Origin of the sequence: Clostridioides sp. GD02404 (assembly GCF_045898275.1) — a bacterium.
GTDB classification, from domain to species: domain Bacteria; phylum Bacillota; class Clostridia; order Peptostreptococcales; family Peptostreptococcaceae; genus Clostridioides; species Clostridioides difficile_A.
On the sequence record NZ_JBJOCA010000029.1, the window covers coordinates 31,178 to 50,514 of the forward strand.

Annotated in this window: 14 protein-coding genes and 1 riboswitch; of the genes, 13 read left to right on the forward strand and 1 reads right to left on the reverse strand. The window is 29.3% G+C overall.

Going from position 1 to position 19,337, the window contains the following annotated elements:
* Positions 1 to 51 precede the first annotated feature (51 nt).
* From abfD to Q3287_RS15750, 6 genes are all read left to right on the forward strand, one after another.
* Positions 52 to 1,548, forward strand: coding sequence for a 4-hydroxybutyryl-CoA dehydratase/vinylacetyl-CoA-Delta-isomerase (abfD, locus tag Q3287_RS15725; protein WP_054270941.1), 1,497 nt, complete (start codon positions 52 to 54; stop codon positions 1,546 to 1,548).
* 135 nt (positions 1,549 to 1,683) lie between these two features.
* Positions 1,684 to 1,959: a hypothetical protein gene (locus tag Q3287_RS15730; RefSeq protein ID WP_407964388.1), complete on the forward strand. Its 276-nt coding sequence runs from the start codon at positions 1,684 to 1,686 to the stop codon at positions 1,957 to 1,959.
* A gap of 25 nt (positions 1,960 to 1,984) precedes the next feature.
* Entirely contained in the window at positions 1,985 to 3,292 is a 1,308-nt protein-coding gene (locus tag Q3287_RS15735) for an acetyl-CoA hydrolase/transferase family protein (RefSeq protein WP_054270939.1), read from the forward strand.
* Between the two features lie 19 nt (positions 3,293 to 3,311).
* Positions 3,312 to 4,430 (forward strand): 4-hydroxybutyrate dehydrogenase, encoded by a 1,119-nt coding sequence (locus Q3287_RS15740; RefSeq protein ID WP_407964389.1) that lies wholly within the window; start codon positions 3,312 to 3,314, stop codon positions 4,428 to 4,430.
* A gap of 284 nt (positions 4,431 to 4,714) precedes the next feature.
* Positions 4,715 to 5,635: a 5-bromo-4-chloroindolyl phosphate hydrolysis family protein gene (locus Q3287_RS15745; protein ID WP_074178387.1), complete on the forward strand. Its 921-nt coding sequence runs from the start codon at positions 4,715 to 4,717 to the stop codon at positions 5,633 to 5,635.
* Between the two features lie 114 nt (positions 5,636 to 5,749).
* Positions 5,750 to 6,907 carry a toxic anion resistance protein gene (locus tag Q3287_RS15750; RefSeq protein ID WP_054270937.1) on the forward strand — a complete coding sequence of 386 codons (1,158 nt, stop codon included), beginning with the start codon at positions 5,750 to 5,752 and terminating at the stop codon, positions 6,905 to 6,907.
* Positions 6,908 to 6,968: 61 nt separating this feature from the next.
* Here the strand turns inward: Q3287_RS15750 and Q3287_RS15755 are convergent, their stop codons facing one another.
* Entirely contained in the window at positions 6,969 to 8,468 is a 1,500-nt protein-coding gene (locus Q3287_RS15755) for an IMP dehydrogenase (RefSeq protein ID WP_054270936.1), read from the reverse strand.
* Positions 8,469 to 9,062: 594 nt separating this feature from the next.
* Between Q3287_RS15755 and Q3287_RS15760 the strand changes: the two genes are divergently transcribed.
* From Q3287_RS15760 to Q3287_RS15790, 7 genes are all read left to right on the forward strand, one after another.
* Positions 9,063 to 10,484 carry a PTS mannitol transporter subunit IICB gene (locus Q3287_RS15760; RefSeq protein WP_054270935.1) on the forward strand — a complete coding sequence of 474 codons (1,422 nt, stop codon included), beginning with the start codon at positions 9,063 to 9,065 and terminating at the stop codon, positions 10,482 to 10,484.
* A gap of 25 nt (positions 10,485 to 10,509) precedes the next feature.
* On the forward strand, positions 10,510 to 12,648 hold the full coding sequence (locus Q3287_RS15765) for a BglG family transcription antiterminator (protein WP_407964390.1): 2,139 nt from the start codon (positions 10,510 to 10,512) through the stop codon (positions 12,646 to 12,648).
* Positions 12,649 to 12,678: 30 nt separating this feature from the next.
* Entirely contained in the window at positions 12,679 to 13,101 is a 423-nt protein-coding gene (locus Q3287_RS15770) for a PTS sugar transporter subunit IIA (RefSeq protein WP_021385085.1), read from the forward strand.
* 18 nt (positions 13,102 to 13,119) lie between these two features.
* Entirely contained in the window at positions 13,120 to 14,268 is a 1,149-nt protein-coding gene (locus tag Q3287_RS15775; protein WP_407964391.1) for a mannitol-1-phosphate 5-dehydrogenase, read from the forward strand.
* 105 nt (positions 14,269 to 14,373) lie between these two features.
* Positions 14,374 to 14,475: riboswitch (purine riboswitch) on the forward strand.
* A gap of 185 nt (positions 14,476 to 14,660) precedes the next feature.
* The gene (locus Q3287_RS15780; protein WP_054270932.1) at positions 14,661 to 15,233 is read left to right on the forward strand and encodes a xanthine phosphoribosyltransferase; all 573 of its coding nucleotides are present in this window, start codon (positions 14,661 to 14,663) and stop codon (positions 15,231 to 15,233) included.
* 64 nt (positions 15,234 to 15,297) lie between these two features.
* Positions 15,298 to 15,948 carry a fructose-6-phosphate aldolase gene (gene fsa / locus Q3287_RS15785; RefSeq protein ID WP_003423115.1) on the forward strand — a complete coding sequence of 217 codons (651 nt, stop codon included), beginning with the start codon at positions 15,298 to 15,300 and terminating at the stop codon, positions 15,946 to 15,948.
* Positions 15,949 to 16,085: 137 nt separating this feature from the next.
* Entirely contained in the window at positions 16,086 to 19,010 is a 2,925-nt protein-coding gene (locus Q3287_RS15790) for a sigma 54-interacting transcriptional regulator (RefSeq protein WP_054270931.1), read from the forward strand.
* The last annotated feature ends 327 nt before the right edge of the window (positions 19,011 to 19,337 follow it).

The following is a 19,337-nucleotide window of genomic DNA, read 5'->3' on the forward strand; positions in this document are numbered from 1 at the left end:
ATTATAATTAACATAAATAAAAAATTTTATAAAAAAAGGAGTGGTTTTATTATGGCATTAATGACAGGAGCTCAATATATTGAAAGTTTGAGAAAATTAAACACTAAGGTTTATATGTTTGGTGAAGAGGTTAAAAATTGGGTTGACCATCCTATGATTAGACCATCTATAAATTGTGTAGCAGCAACTTATGATTTAGCTCATGACCCAGAATATGCAGACTTAATGACAGTTACTTCAAATATTACAGGCGAAAAAATAAATAGATTTGGGCATCTTCATCAAAGTACTGATGATTTAGTGAAAAAAGTGAAAATGCAAAGACTATGTGGTCAAAAAACAGCTTCTTGTTTCCAAAGATGTGTTGGTATGGACGCATTTAATGCAGTATATTCAACAACATTCGAGTGTGATAAAGCTCATGGAACTAAATATCATGATAATTTTGTAAAATACTTAACTTATATACAAGAAAACGATTTAGTAGTTGATGGTGCTATGACTGACCCTAAAGGAGATAGAGGATTGTCACCTAGTGCTCAACCTGACCCAGATATGTTTCTTCATATAGTAGAAAGAAGAGAAGATGGTATAGTTGTAAGAGGAGCAAAGGCACACCAAACTGGTTCAATAAATTCACATGAGCATCTTATAATGCCTACTATAAGTATGACAGAAGCAGATAAAGACTATGCTGTATCATTTGCAGTTCCTTCAGATGCTGAGGGTGTGTTCATGATTTATGGAAGACAATCTTGTGATACTAGAAAATTAGAAGAAGGCGCAGATGTTGATTTAGGAAATAAAGAATTTGGTGGTCAGGAAGCTTTAGTAGTATTTGATAATGTATTTGTTCCAAATGATAGAATTTTCTTATGTGGAGAGTGGGATTTCTCTGGTATGTTAGTTGAGAGATTTGCTGGATACCACAGACAAAGTTATGGTGGTTGTAAAGTAGGTGTAGGTGATGTAATAATAGGAGCAGCAGCTTTAGCAGCTGATTATAATGGAGCAAATAAAGCTTCACATATAAAAGATAAGTTAATAGAAATGACTCATCTTAATGAAAGCTTATATTGTTGTGGTATAGCATGTTCATCAGAAGGGCATAAGACAGAAGCTGGAAACTATCAAATAGATTTACTTCTTGCAAATGTATGTAAACAGAATGTAACTAGATTTCCTTATGAAATAGTAAGACTTGCAGAAGATATAGCTGGTGGTCTTATGGTTACTATGCCTTCAGAAAAAGACTTTAAATCAGACCTTAAAGTTGGAACAAGTGGAATGACTATTGGCGAAGTATGTAATAAGTATTTTAAAGCTTCTTCAGTAGCTTCAACAGAAGAAAGAATGAGAATATTAAGATTCTTAGAAAATATATGTCTTGGTTCATCTGCTGTTGGTTATAGAACTGAATCAATGCATGGAGCAGGTTCACCACAAGCTCAAAGAATAATGATTTCAAGACAAGGAAATATAGGTCAGAAAAAAGAGTTAGCTAAGACAATTGCAGGGATAAAAAAAGAGAAAGCTCTAAATTTATAGGAAATTTACAAGTTGATATATAAAAGGGAAAAGTATATCGATTTTAATTAATGAAAAAATATATGGGATAAGAAATAATTATAAAATAGTAGTGGATTGTTAGATAAAGATATTTTTAGAAGGAGAATTTACACGATGACCTGTGGAGTTAGATTTTGTGGGGGCTGTAACCCTAGATACGAAAGAGGGAAGGCTCTTACAATAATCAAAGAGCACTTCGATGGTAGAGTAGATTTTAGTATAGCACAAGAAAATGTGGAATATGATTTGTTACTTATAATTGGAGGATGCGCAACTTTATGCGCATCCTATCAACCATATAAAGTAAAAAATGAGTGTATTAAGATATGGGATTTTAGCCATATAGAAAGAGCTATAAATATAATTGAATCAGCAATTTGTGAAACTTAAAAAAGAGCTAAATGGGGGGATTTCATTGAATTGGCAAGAATTGTATCAAAGTAAATTATGTAGTGCTACAGAGGCCGTAAAGCAGATTAAAAATGGGGATACTGTAGTATTTGCACATTGTGTAGGTGAGCCTCCTGCACTAGTAGAAGCTATGATTGAAAATGCTGAGCAATATAAAGATGTTGAGATTAAACACATGGTAAGCTTAGGTAGTGGTGGATATACTTCTAAGGGGATGGAAGCTCATTTTAGAGTAAATCCAATGTTTGTAAGTGGAAATGTAAGAAAAGCAATTGAGAACGGAGATGGCGACTTTACACCTGCATTCTTCCATGAAGTACCAAAGTTAATTAGGGAAAAAAGATTAAAATGTGATGTTGTGTTAGCACAGGTAACTCCACCAGATGAACATGGATATTGTAGTTTAGGTACATCAGTTGATTATACTTATGAAGCTATTAAAACTGCTAGAACAGTAATTGTTCAAGTGAATGACCAGTTTCCTAGAACTTATGGTGAAGTAGTTCATGTATCAGAGTTTGATTATATAGTGGAAAAATCACAACCTTTATATGAATTACAACCCGCAAAGATTGGAGAAGTAGAAGAAGCAATAGGTAAAAATTGTGCTTCATTAATTGAAGATGGTTCTACTTTACAACTTGGAATTGGTGGAATCCCAGATGCAGTTATGCTATTTTTAACGGATAAAAAAGATTTAGGTATTCATTCAGAAATGATTTCAGATGGAACTTTAGCTCTTTATGAAAAAGGTGTTATAAATGGCAAATATAAAAATTTTGATAAAGAGAAAATGACAGTTACATTCTTAATGGGTACTAAAAAATTATATGACTTTGCACATAATAATCCAGCAGTTGAAGTTAAACCTGTAGACTATGTCAATCATCCAGCAGTTATAATGAAACAGCATAAAATGGTTTCTATAAACTCTGCTATACAAGTTGACCTGATGGGACAAGTGGTTGCAGAAGCAATGGGACTTAGACAATTTAGTGGTGTTGGAGGTCAAGTTGATTTTATACGTGGAGTCTCTATGGGAGAAGATGGAAAAGCAATTATAGCTATGCCTTCAATAACTACAAAAAAGGATGGTACAGTGATTTCAAAAATCGTCTCTATTGTGGATGAAGGTGCACCTATAACAACATCAAGAAATGATGTTGATTACATTGTAACAGAATATGGTATAGCAGAGCTAAAAGGAAAATCTCTTAGAGAAAGAGCAAGAAATTTAATTAATATAGCTCATCCAAGTGTAAGAGAAAGTCTGGCGTTAGAATTTGAAAAAAGATTTAATGAGAAATATTAATAATAGAGGGGTGTTAATAATGGAAGCACTTAGAGTAGTTCCAAAAATATTTTATTTTGATACATTTAAAGAATTCAACGAAGAATTTAAAATAGGAAAAAATGATTTAGTAATTACTAATGAATTTATATATGAGCCATATATGAAGCCTCTTGGAATAGATACAAATCTAATTTTCCAAGAAAAGTTTGGAACAGGTGAACCATCTGATGAAATGATAGATTCTATGACAAAAGAAATGAAAAAGTATAATTTTGATAGAATTATCGCTTTTGGAGGAGGAACAATAGTTGATATATGCAAGATATTAGCACTTGATGTTCCAGAAAAGTCTATTGATTTATTTGAAGGAGACGTAGCACCTAAAAAAATAAAAGAGTTAGTAGTAGTTCCTACAACATGTGGTACAGGTAGTGAAGTAACAAATGTAGCCATTGCAGAATTAAAATCCAAGCATACTAAAAAAGGGCTTGCAGTAGAAGAAACTTATGCAGACTATGCAGTCTTAATTCCAGAGACAGTAAAGGGATTACCTTATAAATTCTTTGTTACAAGTTCAGTAGATGCTCTTATACATGCAATTGAGTCTTATCTTTCTCCAAAAGCAAGTCCATTTACAGAAATGTATTCTTTACAAGCAATAAAAATGATTATGGATGGGTATAAACAAATAGTTGAAAAAGGTGATGAGGAGAGATTTAATCATCTTAAGGATTTTGTTCTTGCATCAAATTATGCAGGAATCGCTTTTGGAAATGCTGGTTGTGCAGCAGTTCATGCTCTATCTTATTCAATTGGAGCAGCTTTCCATGTTGCTCATGGTGAAGCAAATTATCAGTTCTTTACTGAAGTATTTAAGATGTATTCTAGAAAAGATCCTGATGGAAAAATTACGAAATGTACAAAAATTTTAGCAGATGCTCTTGAATGTGACCCTAATTGTGATGTTTATGGAGAATTAGAAAAGTTTTTAAATAAATTAATAGCTAAAAAAGTCTTAAGAGAATATGGAATGGTAGAAAGTCAAATAGATGAATTTACAGATAGTACAATAGCTAATCAACAAAGATTACTTGCTAATAATTATGTAGAGCTTAGCAGAGAAGAAATAAGAGAGATATTTGCAAATCTTTATTAATATAAATTTTCATCAATATGTATAGCAAAGATAAACAATGCTAATTATATTTATATAAAAATAAAAATGAGGGAACTTAAATTTAATTAAAGTTAAGTTCTCTTATTTTTATATGGAGTTAAATATAAGTATATTTTTAATTTAAAATATACCTATATTTAAGTCTATTACTTTATTTGAAATAATTTGTAGAAATTCAAATTCCTTGACAGTAATAAGTAAGTAATTGTATAATCAAACTGCAATATATTAATAATATTAATGAAAATGAAAGGATATAAACTATGTATAAATCAGAAAATTTTTCCAAAAAATCTGTGTTGATAAATTCATTTTTAAGTAAATTTTTAAAAATAGTTGGATGGGGTTTAGTAGGTTTATTTACATTATCTGCCTTAGTACTTTCAACTATTTCTATTATAATTGGATGGGCTGTAATACTTCCTATTCAAGTATGTGCAGTGTTTTTAATCATAGGTGGTGTTTGTATTTTTAAAGGAAAGAGATTAGGAGACCAAATTTCTCGTTATAAAAAATATTGTACAATCATAAGTAATAGGAATATTATTCCAGTAGAACTTATTGCAGAAAGCACATCTAAGTCATTAAATTTTATAATAAAAGATGTACAAAAGATGATAGACAAAAACTACTTTATAAATACTTATATTGATAAAAGAAGTAATCAAATTGTGTTGACAAATGAAGATTTTACTCCGCCAAAATATGAAGATGTAGCATATGAAGTTAAAGAAGAAGAAAAAACCGATGAAGTTAATGAAGTTGATAAAATTATAAATACTGGAATGAATTATTTAACACAAATAAAAGAAGCTAATAAAAATATTAAATCGGAATCAATGTGCAATAAAATTGTACAAGTAGAAGATGTTACAAGTAAAATATTTGATGTTGTAAAACATGACCCATCAAAACTTACTCAAATACAAAAATTTATGGACTATTATCTTCCAACTACTTTGAAGTTATTGAATTCATATCATACATTGGAAGAACAAGGTATAGATAGAGAAAATATAACAACAACTATGGAAAGTATTGAAAATACAATGAGTACAATTGTAATAGCTTTTGAAAATCAATTAGATTATCTATTTGAAGATGAAGCAATCGATATATCTACAGATATTACTGTTTTAGAAAACATGTTAGTTCAAGAAGGATTAACAAGTGGTAAATTTTAACTTCAATATAAAAAATATTCTGTTATTTTTGAACAATTAAGTAGTTATAGAGTATGGAATATGCAGTATATAAGTTAATAAGTACTTTATAAAGGAAGAGGAGAGAAAGATATAATGAATAATTTAGATGATATACCAGTTATGCCAACTTTAACACTTGACCCATTTGCAGAGGAATCAAATACAAGTGATATAAATAATTCTGACCTATTAATGAAAAAGGATGAAAAAGACCCAGAAGAAGAAAAGCTATCTGAATCTGAACGTAAGATGGTGAAGGAATTTGCAGAAAAAATAGATATTACAAATACAAATATGATTTTACAATATGGAGCTGGTGCTCAAAAAAAGGTAGCAGGGTTTTCTGAAACAGCTCTAAAGAGTGTTAAGACTAGAGATTTGGGGGAAGTTGGAGATATGCTTACAAATCTAGTTACTGATTTAAAAGCATTTTCAGCAGACGAAAAAGAACAAGGTGGTTTTTTAGGAATCTTTAAAAAGGCAAATAATAAAATCTCAAATCTAAAAACTAAGTATGATAGTGCAGAGGTAAATGTAGACAAAGTAAGTAAAGAACTTCAAAAACATCAGGTTAAAATCTTAAAAGATATAGCTATGCTTGATAAGATGTATGAGCTGAACTTAGCTTACTCAAAAGAACTTACTATGTATATTATAGCAGGAAAACAAAAGCTAAAAGATATGAAAGAATATGAAATGCCAAAATTAAGAGAAAAGGCCAGCTTATCTGGTTCAACAGAAGATGCTCAATCTGTGAATGATATGGTTTCGCTTTGTGACAGATTTGAAAAGAAGATTCACGACTTAGAATTAACTAGAATGGTATCTCTTCAAATGGCTCCACAGATAAGACTAGTTCAAAATAGTAATAATTTAATGGCAGAGAAGATTCAATCAACTATAGTAAATACAATTCCATTATGGAAAAATCAAATAGTACTTGCCCTTGGGATTTCTCACTTAAATCAAGCCATGAAAGCTCAACGTGAAGTTAGCAATATGACAAATGAGCTTTTATTAAAAAATGCAGAAACTCTAAAGATGGGTACAATAGAAACAGCAAAAGAATCAGAAAGAGGAATTGTAGATATAGATACAATTAAGAAAACAAATCAATCTTTAATATCAACTATTGATGAAGTAGTTAAGATACAACATGATGGTAGAATAAAGAGACAAGAAGCAGAAGTTGAACTATCAAAAATAGAAAATGAACTTAAAAGTAAGCTTCTTGAATTTACAGTTAAATAAAAGGTCATATTAAAATAAAAAAGTGTAGCTGATTTTATAATCAACTACACTTTTGTTTATATTATAAATTTCTATTATCTTTTAACATAACATCATGAGCTCCACCTTCAACTATACTAGTAGAAGATACAAGTGTAAGTTTAGCATTCTTTTGAAGTTCAGGTATGCTAAGAGCTCCACAGTTACACATAGTAGAACGAACTTTACTTAAAGAAAGAGTTACATTGTCCTTTAAAGAACCAGCATAAGGTACATAAGAGTCAACACCTTCTTCAAAAGAAAGTTTCTTATCTCCACCAAGGTCATATCTTTGCCAGTTTCTAGCACGTGCAGAACCTTCTCCCCAGTATTCTTTCATGTAACTACCATTTATGTTAACTTTGTTAGTTGGACTCTCATCAAAACGAGAGAAGTATCTACCAAGCATTATGAAATCTGCACCCATAGCTAAAGCTAAAGTTATATGATGGTCATAAACGATACCACCATCAGAGCAAATTGGAATATAAATACCTGTTTTTTCAAAGTACTCATCTCTAGCTTGTGCAACTTCAATTATAGAAGTAGCTTGTCCACGTCCTATACCTTTTTGCTCACGAGTAATACATATAGAACCACCACCAATACCAACTTTAACAAAGTCAGCACCAGCTTCAGCTAAGTAAAGGAATCCTTCACGGTCAACTACATTTCCAGCTCCAACCTTAACTGTATCACCATATTTTTCACGAATAAAATCAAGAGTTATTTTCTGCCATTCAGAAAAACCTTCTGAAGAATCTATACATAAAACATCAGCACCAGCTTCAACTAAAGCAGGAACACGTTCAGCAAAGTCTCTAGTATTGATACCAGCCCCAACTACATATCTTTTAGAAGAATCTAAAAGTTCAAGTGGGTTTTCTTTATGAGAAGAGTAATCTTTACGGAATACCATATAAACAAGATTACCATTGTCATCAAGTACAGGAAGAGAATTAAGTTTGTGGTCCCATATAATGTTGTTTGCTTCTTTTAAAGTAACATCTTTGTTAGCATAAACAATGGATGACATAGGAGTCATAAATTCACTAACTTTAGTATCTAAATCCATACGGCTTATACGATAATCACGACTTGCGACAATACCTAATAATTTACCAGTTGAAGTTCCGTCTTCAGTAACAGCAACTGTAGAATGTCCAGTTTTTTCTTTTAATTCAAGTATGTCTTTTAGTGTATTCTCAGGTTTAATATTTGAATCACTTACAACAAAACCAGCTTTGTGAGACTTAACACGTGCTACCATAGCAGCTTCACTTTCAATACTTTGAGAACCGTATATAAATGAAATACCACCTTCTTTAGCAAGTGCAATAGCCATCTTGTCATCAGAAACAGATTGCATAATAGCAGAAGTCAAAGGGATATTCATATAAATATCTGCTTCCTCGCCTTTTTTAAATTTAGTAACAGGTGTTTTTAAACTTACATTAGCAGGTATACAATCAGTAGAAGAGAAACCTGGAACAAGAAGGTATTCACTGAAAGTATGTGATGGTGTATCAAAATAAAACGCCATTTTTTAATCACTCCTTATATTTTTATACTTTTTATAATTGATAGTATTAATTATAACTTATTCTTTAATTTTATTAAAGTATTTTGTCAAATATTGAGATTTTTGAAAAATTTAAACTATTTTAATTGAATTTGTTTAATATATATTGCTTTATAGGGTAAAATTGTATATTAAATAATGTTTAATGTTGTATGGTAGCTAATTAGAAATTAATATCTAATTAGCTATACATTGTACTTATACACTTTATGTTGACAATATTTATATAGAGCGTACAAATTTCAAAAGCACAGGTCAAATAAGTCTATATTAGTATATCCAAAAGTACCTCTAATAAAATTATTTAATTGAATTATTATTGGTTTTTATATTAAATTTAAATATTTTATAAAAATAGTATTATTTGCAACACTAGATACTCTAAAATACTACATAAATAAAGTTAAACAAAAACTAAAATGACAAATGTCATTATCTTAAGTGACATAGAAACGATTTCTTAAAGTTGTTACTAGAAAATATAAACTCTATAATAAAAGTATAACAAAAGGGAATCATATCGATATAGAATATAATTCAAATGGAGGTAAAATTATGAGCAGTTCTAATCAATCGACAATAAAGACATCTATACAGAGAATAGGAAAATTTTTAAGTGGTATGGTAATGCCAAATATAGGAGCCTTTATAGCATGGGGTCTTATAACAGCATTATTTATACCAACAGGATGGATGCCTAATGAGAAGTTAAGTACTCTAGGTGACCCAATGATAAAATACCTTTTACCATTATTGATAGCTTATACTGGTGGTAAGGCAATCGCTGGACAAAGAGGCGGAGTAATAGGTGCAGCAGCAGCGATGGGTGTAATCGTTGGAGCTGATATACCAATGTTTATCGGAGCTATGATAATGGGACCATTTGCAGGATGGATAATCAAGAAATTCGATAAATTTGTAGATGGTAAAATCCCAACAGGATTTGAAATGTTAGTAAATAACTTTTCAATAGGTATAATAGGTATGCTTCTTGCAATATTAGGATTCTATGCAATAGGGCCAGCAATAGTAGCAGGTACAGCTCTTATAGAATCTGGAGTTCAATTTATAGTTAGCAAAAGTTTATTACCTTTAGTTTCAGCATTTATAGAACCTGGAAAAGTATTGTTCTTAAACAATGCAATAAATCATGGTATATTAGGACCTATAGGTATAGCTGAAGCAAAAGAAGCAGGTAAATCTATAATGTTCTTATTAGAAAGTAATCCTGGGCCAGGTCTAGGAGTTCTATTAGCATACTGGATGTTTAGTAGAGGAAGTGTAAAACAGTCAGCACCAGGAGCTGTAATAATACATTTCTTTGGTGGTATACATGAAATCTACTTCCCATATATATTAATGAATCCAGTTCTAATATTAGCTACAATGGCAGGTGGAGCAGCAGGAATATTAACTTTCTCAATATTAGGAGCTGGGCTTGTAGCAGCGCCATCACCAGGAAGTATATTTGCACTTATGGCACTAGCACCAAAGGGAGGATTACTTCCAGTATTAGCAGGGGTTGCAGTGGCAACAGCTGTATCATTCTTAGTAGCAGCACCATTTGTTAAGAAAGCTTCAGCAAATCAAAGTGAAGAAGAGGGTACTTTAGAAGAAGCTAAAGCAAAAATGAGTGACATGAAATCAGCAAGTAAAAATTCTGATAAAAACATTGATGAAAAACAACTTGAAGTGAATGAAATTAAGAAGATTGTATTTGCATGTGATGCAGGAATGGGTTCTAGTGCAATGGGAGCTTCTAGATTTAAAAATAGAATAAAAAACTTAGATTTAAGTATAGAAATTACAAACTCATCTGTTGATAACCTTCCAGATGATACACAGATAGTAGTAACTCATAATACACTAGTTGAAAGAGTGGCTAAGAATAATTCAAGTGTTGAGATAGTTTCAATAAACAACTTTTTAAATGACCCAAATTTAGATGCATTATTTAAAAGATTAGAGTCTAAATAAAAATAAAAAGTACCACTGATTAGGAGTGGATAATTTGAAAAAAAAGAAGATTACATCTAGACAAAAAAAGATAATACTAATGATAGTAGAAAATTCAAAAAAAAATATTCCAATAACTATCTCTGAGATTGCAGGAGAGTTAGATTTAAGTTCAAGAACTGTGCTTAGAGATATGTCTGGAATTGAAAAATGGTTTGATGAAAATGATTTTAATTTTGTAAAAAAACCAGGAGTTGGGTTAATATTAGAAGAAAATATAGAAAATCAAAACTTTATAATTGAGTTATTAGAAGAAGAAAAAATAGAAAAAGAATATAGTAAGGAAGAAAGAAATTTAATTATATTATCAAAGCTACTGATTTCTAACGAGCCAGTAAAATCTTATTATTTTGCAAAAATATTAAAAGTATCAGAAGGGGTACTTAATAATGATTTTGCTTCAGCAAGCAAATGGCTAGAAAGATTTGATATTGAGCTTGTTAGAAAACCAGGGCTTGGTGTGTACCTAAAAGGTCAAGAAAAAAGCTTTAGAGAAGCATATGTAAACCTTATATATGATTCATTCAATGAAAAAGAAATATTAGATATGGTCAGAAATATAAGTGAGAACATACAGACGGATAAAGCAATAGAAATTTTAAGTGAAAATAGACTTTTAAACTTAATGGACAGGTGCATAATAAGAAAAGTTGAAAGTGCATTAACAAAGAAGCTTTCAGATTTAGATGTAAATTTAGCTGATAGTGCATATATAGGTCTTGTAGTTCATATCTCATTGGCTTTACAGAGAATAAAAAATGGTGAAAATGTAACTATGGACCAAGAGTTTCTAAAAGAATTATCTATGACAGAAGAATTTAGATTAGCTCAAGAAATTGTAAAGGGTATGGAAATAGACTTTAATATGGACATACCATTAGATGAGGTTGGATATATAACTATGCATATCAGAGGTGCAAAGCAAAGGTCATCCTCAAATCATAAAGCTTTAAACTTAGATGATATAGAAGTAATGGATATTACAAACAAGATGATAGATTTAGCTGAAGATGAATTTAAAATAAGTCTTAAAAATGATGAAAGATTGTTTAAAGACTTGGCTAATCACTTAGGTCCTTCTATAAATAGATTAAATATGGGCTTAGAAATAAGAAATCCTCTTTTAGAAGAAATAAAAACTAAGTATTCATATGCCTATAATGGTGTTGAAAAAATTTCTAAAATTATAAAAGACAAGCTAAATGTAAATTCAATACCTGAATCTGAAATAGGATATATTGCAATGCATTTTGCATCAGCCATAGAAAAAAACCTAATGATGTATACCAATATAAATATTGTTGTAGCATGTCCAACTGGAATAGGTACTTCAAGGTTCTTATCAACTAAGATTGAAAATAAGTTTCCTAACTTAAACATACTTGAAACCATCTCAGCTATAAACATAGATGAAGAGTATTTAAGGGAAAAAGATGTAGACTTAATTGTGTCCACAGTTGAGTTAAATACAAACTTAGATTATATATGTGTAGGTCCATTTATGAGTTTAGAGGATGAACAGATAATCAAGGAAAAAATAAAATCTATAGCTCAAAATAAACTAATTAATTTAAATGTAAAAACTGATACTAAAAATAAGAATAAAGTTTATGAGCAGATAACAGAAAGTATGAATATAGGAAAAGATATTCTTCAATTTTTAGAGGAAGTTCAATTTGAAAAATTTAAAAGTAAAGATTTAAGTGAGCTTATTGTAGATTCATCAAAGATATTTGCAAAGTCTAGTGAAGATATGATATCTATAAAAGAAGCATTAGAAGAAAGATTAAAAATCTCAATTCCATATATAGAAGAATCAAAAATTTTATTGTTGCATTGTATGAGTGAAAGAATAGATATTATGAAGTTAGCAATAATAAAGTTAGAAAACAAAATCATGCTAGATTCAAATGAAGAAATAGATAATGTAGTCTTTATGTTGCTTCCTAAAAATTCACCTAGCTATCAAAGACAAATAATGAGTGAAATAAGTGGTTCACTAATTGACAATATAGTTTTTACTAATAAAATAAATAAATTTTCTATAGAAGAAATGATATTAGAAGTAAAAGATATAGTTTTTAATTTTTATACAAACAGATTAAAAACATTTATAGATAAATAAAATTAATATTAAAAAAGGAAGGTTGATATTATGAGTAAAGTATTAAATGAGAATAATATATTTTTAGGATTAGATAGTGTTTCAAAGGAAGAAGCTATAACTTTAGCAGGAAGAAAATTAGTTGAAAATGGATATGTAAAAGAAGAATATATACCAGCTATGTTAGAAAGAGAAAAAGTAATGACTACATATATGGGAATGGGTGTTGCTATTCCACATGGTGTAAATGAAGCTAAAAAAGAAATTTTATCTTCAGGAATAGTTATATTACAATTTCCTAATGGCATAGATTTTGATGGAGAAAAAGCTTACTTATTAATAGGAATAGCTGGTGTTGGAGATGAACATTTAGAGATATTATCTAATATAGCAATCGTTTTGGATGATGATTTAACAGAAAGACTAAAAAATTCAAATGACAAACAAGCTTTTATGGAAGCTTTTGCCAACTAATCTTAGGAGGAACTTAAAATGAAAAAGGCAATTCAGTTTGGAGCAGGAAACATTGGAAGAGGATTTATTGGAGGTTTATTAGTTAAATCAGGTTATCATGTAGTATTTGCTGATGTAAATGAAGAAATATTAAATTCGATAAATAAAGATAAAAAATATACTATACACATAAGAGATGTGGAATGTATAGATGAAGTAATTGATAATATAAGTGCAGTTTCATCTATAAAAGAAGAAATAATAGATGAAATTGTAGAAACTGAAATAATAACTACAGCAGTCGGACCTTTAGTTTTAACTAAAATAGCTTCTACAATTGCAAAAGGTATAAAAACTAGAAAAGAAAAAGGCTTAACAAGTAAATTAAATATAATAGCTTGTGAAAATGCAATATATGCAAGTTCTTCACTAAAAGAGGAAGTTCTTAAGTATTTAAATAAGGAAGAAGTAGACTATTTAGAAATGTATGTTGGTTTTCCAAATTGTTCAGTTGATAGAATAGTTCCTCCAGGCAAAAATGAAAATCCTCTTGATGTAACAGTTGAGAATTTCTATGAATGGAATGTTGAAAAACAAGGATTTAAAGGAGATATACCAAATATAGTTGGAATGAATTTAGCTGAGAATCTTATGGCTTATATAGAACGTAAGTTGTTTACACTAAATACAGGACATGCTATAACAGCTTATATAGGATATTTAAAAGGATATAAGACTATAGAAGAAAGTATAAAAGATGAATACATTTGTAATATAGTTAAAAACGCTATGGTAGAAAGTGGAGAAGGTTTAATTAAAAAATATAACTTTGATTCCAAAGCACACTATAAGTATATTGAAAAGATTCTAAATAGATTCAAAAATCCATATCTTAATGATGATGTAGTTAGAGTTGGAAGAGAGCCACTTAGAAAATTAAGTGACAAAGATAGATTGATTAAACCTTTAATGACAGCAAAGTCATATGGATTATCAGTTGACAATCTGATTCTTGGAATAGGTGCAGCACTTCATTATAATAATAGTGAAGATGCTCAAAGTGTTGAATTACAAGAATTGATAAAGTCTGATGGAGTAAAAAAAGCCATTGCTAAAATAGCTAATATAAATGATGATGAACTTTTAGATAATATTGAAAAAAGCTATGTATCTATGGAAAATTTGTAAATTTGCTTGAAAAAATTGAATTCTTATAAATTATTTATAGGATATTATTCTACACAGTTTGAATTATTTGTTGAATAATAGAGAATTATAATATATAATTAAAAAGAATAAATTAATATATTTACCTGTATATTTTTGATAATATGGTTCAAATGTTTCTACTAAGCTACCATTAATAGCTTGACTACAGGAGTGAAGAAGATATAGTTTATACTTATTTTAAATTATATATTAAGTTAATTACTTTGAATTTTAAGCTCCTGTCTATGATATAGACAGGAGCTTTTTTAGTATTTTAATATAAGATACTGATAATATATAGCAAAATTAAAGCAAATATAATTTTTTGTTAATATAATTTTTAATTTTAGAAAGGGTTAGGTGGGAGTCCAATGAAGGCTTTACAAGAGAAGATATTGAGAGAAGGCAGTGTTTCAGGAAATGATATACTAAAGGTTGATAGCTTTTTAAATCATCAAATTGATGTAGCTTTTTTAAATGAAATAGGAAGAGAGTTCAAAGAGAGATTTAAAGGAGAAAAGGTAGATAAAATATTTACAATAGAGGCTTCAGGAATAGCTATAGCATCAATTGTTTCACAGTATTTTGACAATGCACCTGTAGTATTTGCAAAAAAATCAGAATCTAAAAACTTGGATAAAGATGTATATGAAACTAATGTATATTCATTTACTAAGGCAAAGGAATACTCAGTTAAAGTTTCTAAAAAGTATATAAATAAAGGTGAGAAGATACTAATAGTAGATGATTTCCTTGCAAATGGAAGAGCTGCTCTTGGACTTAAAGATTTAATTGAGCAGGCAGAGGCAAGCCTAGTTGGAGTAGGAATAGTTATTGAAAAAGGCTTCCAAGCTGGAGGGGCGCTTTTAAAGGCCAATAATGTAAGACTGGAGTCTTTGGCAGTAGTTGAATCTATAGATAATGGAACTGTAAAATTTAGGTAATTTATGATATTATATACTTGTGTTTAGCACGTATTTTAATTATGTAATTATGGAGGATTTTTTAATGAGATTTTTTATAGACACAGCCAATATTGAAGAGATAAAAGAAGCAAATGATTTAGGTGTGATATGTGGAGTGACTACTAATCCATCACTAATAGCTAAAGAAGGTAGAGATTTTATAGAGGTAGTTAAAGAAATAAGCGAAATAGTAGATGGACCAATAAGTGCAGAAGTAATAAGTTTAGAGCATAAAGGAATGATAGAAGAAGCAGAAAAGTTATCTAAGATACATAAAAATATAGTTATAAAAATACCTATGACAGCAGAAGGTTTAAAAGCGGTAAAAGTACTATCAAGCAAAGGTATAAAGACTAATGTTACACTTATTTTTTCTGCTGGACAAGCTCTTTTAGCTGCTAGAGCTGGTGCTACATATGTAAGCCCTTTTGTTGGAAGATTAGATGATATATCACAAAATGGTCTTGATTTAATTGAAGAAATCGTTGATATATTTAGTGTAAATAGTATTGAGGCTCAAATAATAGTTGCTAGTGTTAGAAATCCAATACATGTTTTACAAGCTGCTAGAATGGGAGCAGATATAGCAACAGTTCCTCTTAAAGTTATAAACCAAATGATTAAGCATCCTTTGACAGACAAAGGAATAGATAGCTTTATGAAGGATTGGGAAGGTGCGTCTTTAAAATTATAATTACAAAGTGTGATTATAAGTATATTAAAGAGGTTATTATGGAAATTCTAAGTAATAAGGCTAGGCTATTTTGCCTAGTCTTATTTTGGTGTATAATATATTGAAATAGATTAATTTTTTAAGTGAGGAGGCGAAAGATGGATAAAATATTAAGAGAAATAGAAAGAGAAGACAAAAAAAATCCATATACTGACCAAGAACTTGCTGAAATGTTAGACGTAGCTAGGTCTGAAGTTATAGCAGTAAGAAAAAAAAATAATATTTTAGATTCAAGAGAAAGAAGGAAAAAAATATTAATAAAAGATATATCAAAAATTGTAAGTGAAAACCCTCAGATGTCCGAAAGAAAAATAACCGAGATATTAATAGATAATGGATATAACATATCAAGAAGTGCAGTATCAAAATTATTAAAAGAAGAAAATTTAAATCAGTCAAAGGGTGGTATTAAAGACAAAGACTTAGCGTCATCGGGAAAGTATGTGAAGGTAAGTAAAGTTGTAGAAGAAGATGGATTTGAAGACTTGATAGGTATAAAGGGAAGCCTAAAAGAAAAGGTAAACTTAGCTAAGTCAGCAATAATGTATCCTCCTAATGGTCTTCACACTATAATATATGGAGAAACAGGTGTAGGAAAAAGTGAACTAGCCACATGTATGTATAAATATGCTGTGAAAAATAATATCAAAGAAGAAAATAGCCCATTTATAGTATTTAACTGTGCAGATTATGCAGAAAATCCTAATTTACTGATAGCTCAACTTTTTGGAGTAGTAAAAGGTGCATATACAGGAGCAGATGCAAATAGAGAAGGTCTTGTAGAAAAGGCCGATAATGGAATTTTATTTTTAGATGAAATTCATAGATTGCCTGCTGCTGGGCAAGAGATACTATTTTCATTAATAGATAGAGGTGAATTTAGAAGATTAGGAGAAAGTAGTTCTACTAGAAAGGCAAATGTTCTCATAATAAGTGCTACAACAGAAAATCCAAATTCTAATTTACTTCAGACTTTTAGAAGACGTATACCAATGGTAATAAATTTACCTAATATGAGTGAAAGACCAAAGTCTGAAAGATATGAGATAATAATAAAGTTTTTTGAAAGAGAAGCAAAAAGAGTAAACAAGAATTTTATAATAACTAAAGAAGTTATGTGCGCACTAATGAATTATAAGTGTACTGGAAATATAGGTCAGTTAAAGAGTGATATACAAGTAACCTGTGCTAGGGCTTTTAGTAAGTCAATATTTTCTAGTGATAAGGTAATTATAGATTTAGATAGTTTAAGGGATTATATAAAAAGTGGGTATTATGATTGTAATTGTGAAAATGAAAAGTATTCTGAGTTCTCAGTTGAAGATATATATATAGATATTAGTGAATTGGTTAGTGGAAAAAATAGAATTTTATCAGATAATGAAATAAGTGAGATATACAATTATGCAGAAAAAGAACTTAAGGTTCTGGAGAGTAAATGTTTTTCTGAAGAAGAATTAAAAAATGCATTTATAGAAAAGTTGGATAAAAAGTTTAATGCTATTAAAAATAATAAAAACTTGTCTGACAGAAGAAGCAGAATAGACTGGGGTGGACAATTAAAAGAGTCTACACTTGAGATAATGGATAAGGTAATAATATTTATTAAAGAGCAGTTTAAACATGTAAATCAGGGACTATATTTAGCTCTAGCAATTCATATCGAGCATGCTATAGGAAGGATAAAAGATGGAAAAACTATAATAAATCCAAGTCTAGATAAAATAAAAGCATCAATGCCAATGGAATATGAGTTATCTAGATATATAATGGGTATAGTAGAAGACTTAACACAAGTAACATTTCCAGAAGATGAACTTGGATATTTAGCTTATTATATAAATAAATTTTGCTATAATGATGAAAGTATAAAAGATAAAGTAAAAGTAGTAATAGTTACACATGGTAAAGTTGGTATTGAAATGTCTAATGTCGTAAATCATATTCTTGGTATAGAATGTACATTAGGTATAGAAATAGCACTTACAGATTCACCATCAGAAGGTATAGAACATGTATTAGAAGAACTTCAAAAGATAGAAGCTAGGAAAGGGATTTTAGTTCTAATTGATATGGGTTCTTTAGTAATTCTTGGTGATGAGGTTGAAAAAAGACTTGGAATTAGATGTAAAACTGTAAATAGAGTAGATACATTATTGGCAATGGAGGCAGGAAAACTTGCAACTATTGAAGGGAAAAGTTTAGATGGTATAATAGCAGATTTAAAGAAAAATAAAAATTATGCCATGATAAATACAAATAAGTTTAGTTATAGAAAAAATGAATATGGAAAGAAGAATGTAATTATTACATTGTGTTTGAGTGGTGTGGGTACCGCTTTAAACTTAAAGGAGCATATAGAAAAACAAATTAAGGAATATGATACTTCAATTGAAGTAAAGCCAATTGCTTTTTTAAATAATAATTTAGAAGAAGAGTTAAATGATATTGAAGCTGAATACAATATCATTGCTATCTGTGGAACTATTGATATAGATTACAAAAATGTACCTTTTATTTCTTATAATGAAGTACTTGGTAAAAATGGTATTAATAAAGTCTTAGAACACTTAAATAATAAACCGCCAGCTTTAAATAGTGACAATCAATTGAATAACTTAATACATGAAGATTTGATTTTATACAATTTTGAAGGAATTTCAAAGGAGTATATAATTGATACACTTGTTTCAAAGCTTGAAGAAGGTGGATATGTAGACTCAAAGTATATCTTAAGTGTATATAAAAGAGAGGCTATGGGAAGTGTTGTGATGGGTTCAAAAGTAGCTGTACCACATGGTCTTCCAGAAAACGTTATAAAACCTGCAATAGCCATAGCACGGTTAAATAAACCTATTGTATGGGATAATAAATTTATGGTAGATTTAGTAGTATTATTAGCTCTTAAAGAAAATAACAAAAAAGAGATACGAAGCTTGTTTTCAAAAATTAATGACCAGCATACTTTAGAAGTTCTATTAAATACTGAAGATAAAAATGAGATAAAAAAGATATTAAGTTAGCTCTTAATATAAAAATACAAAATAAAAATAATTAATTTTAGTAGGAGTTTGAAAAGAGATTATTTTATTTAATTAATTGTTCAACTTTAAGGTTAATACTATAAAATCAATTTATTTGATTTTATAGTATTAACCTTTTTTTATTTATGGATAACTTCTTATAAAATAATGTTTATTAATAGTGTTGTTATTTTATTTTTGTAGTATTGTTATTATCTATTAAAAAATAAATATATTAATAAAATATAGGTAAATTATAAGTTTTTTGGGTATGTTCAGAAATATATGGTACATAGATTTCTAAAAAAATCAAGACATTATTATATA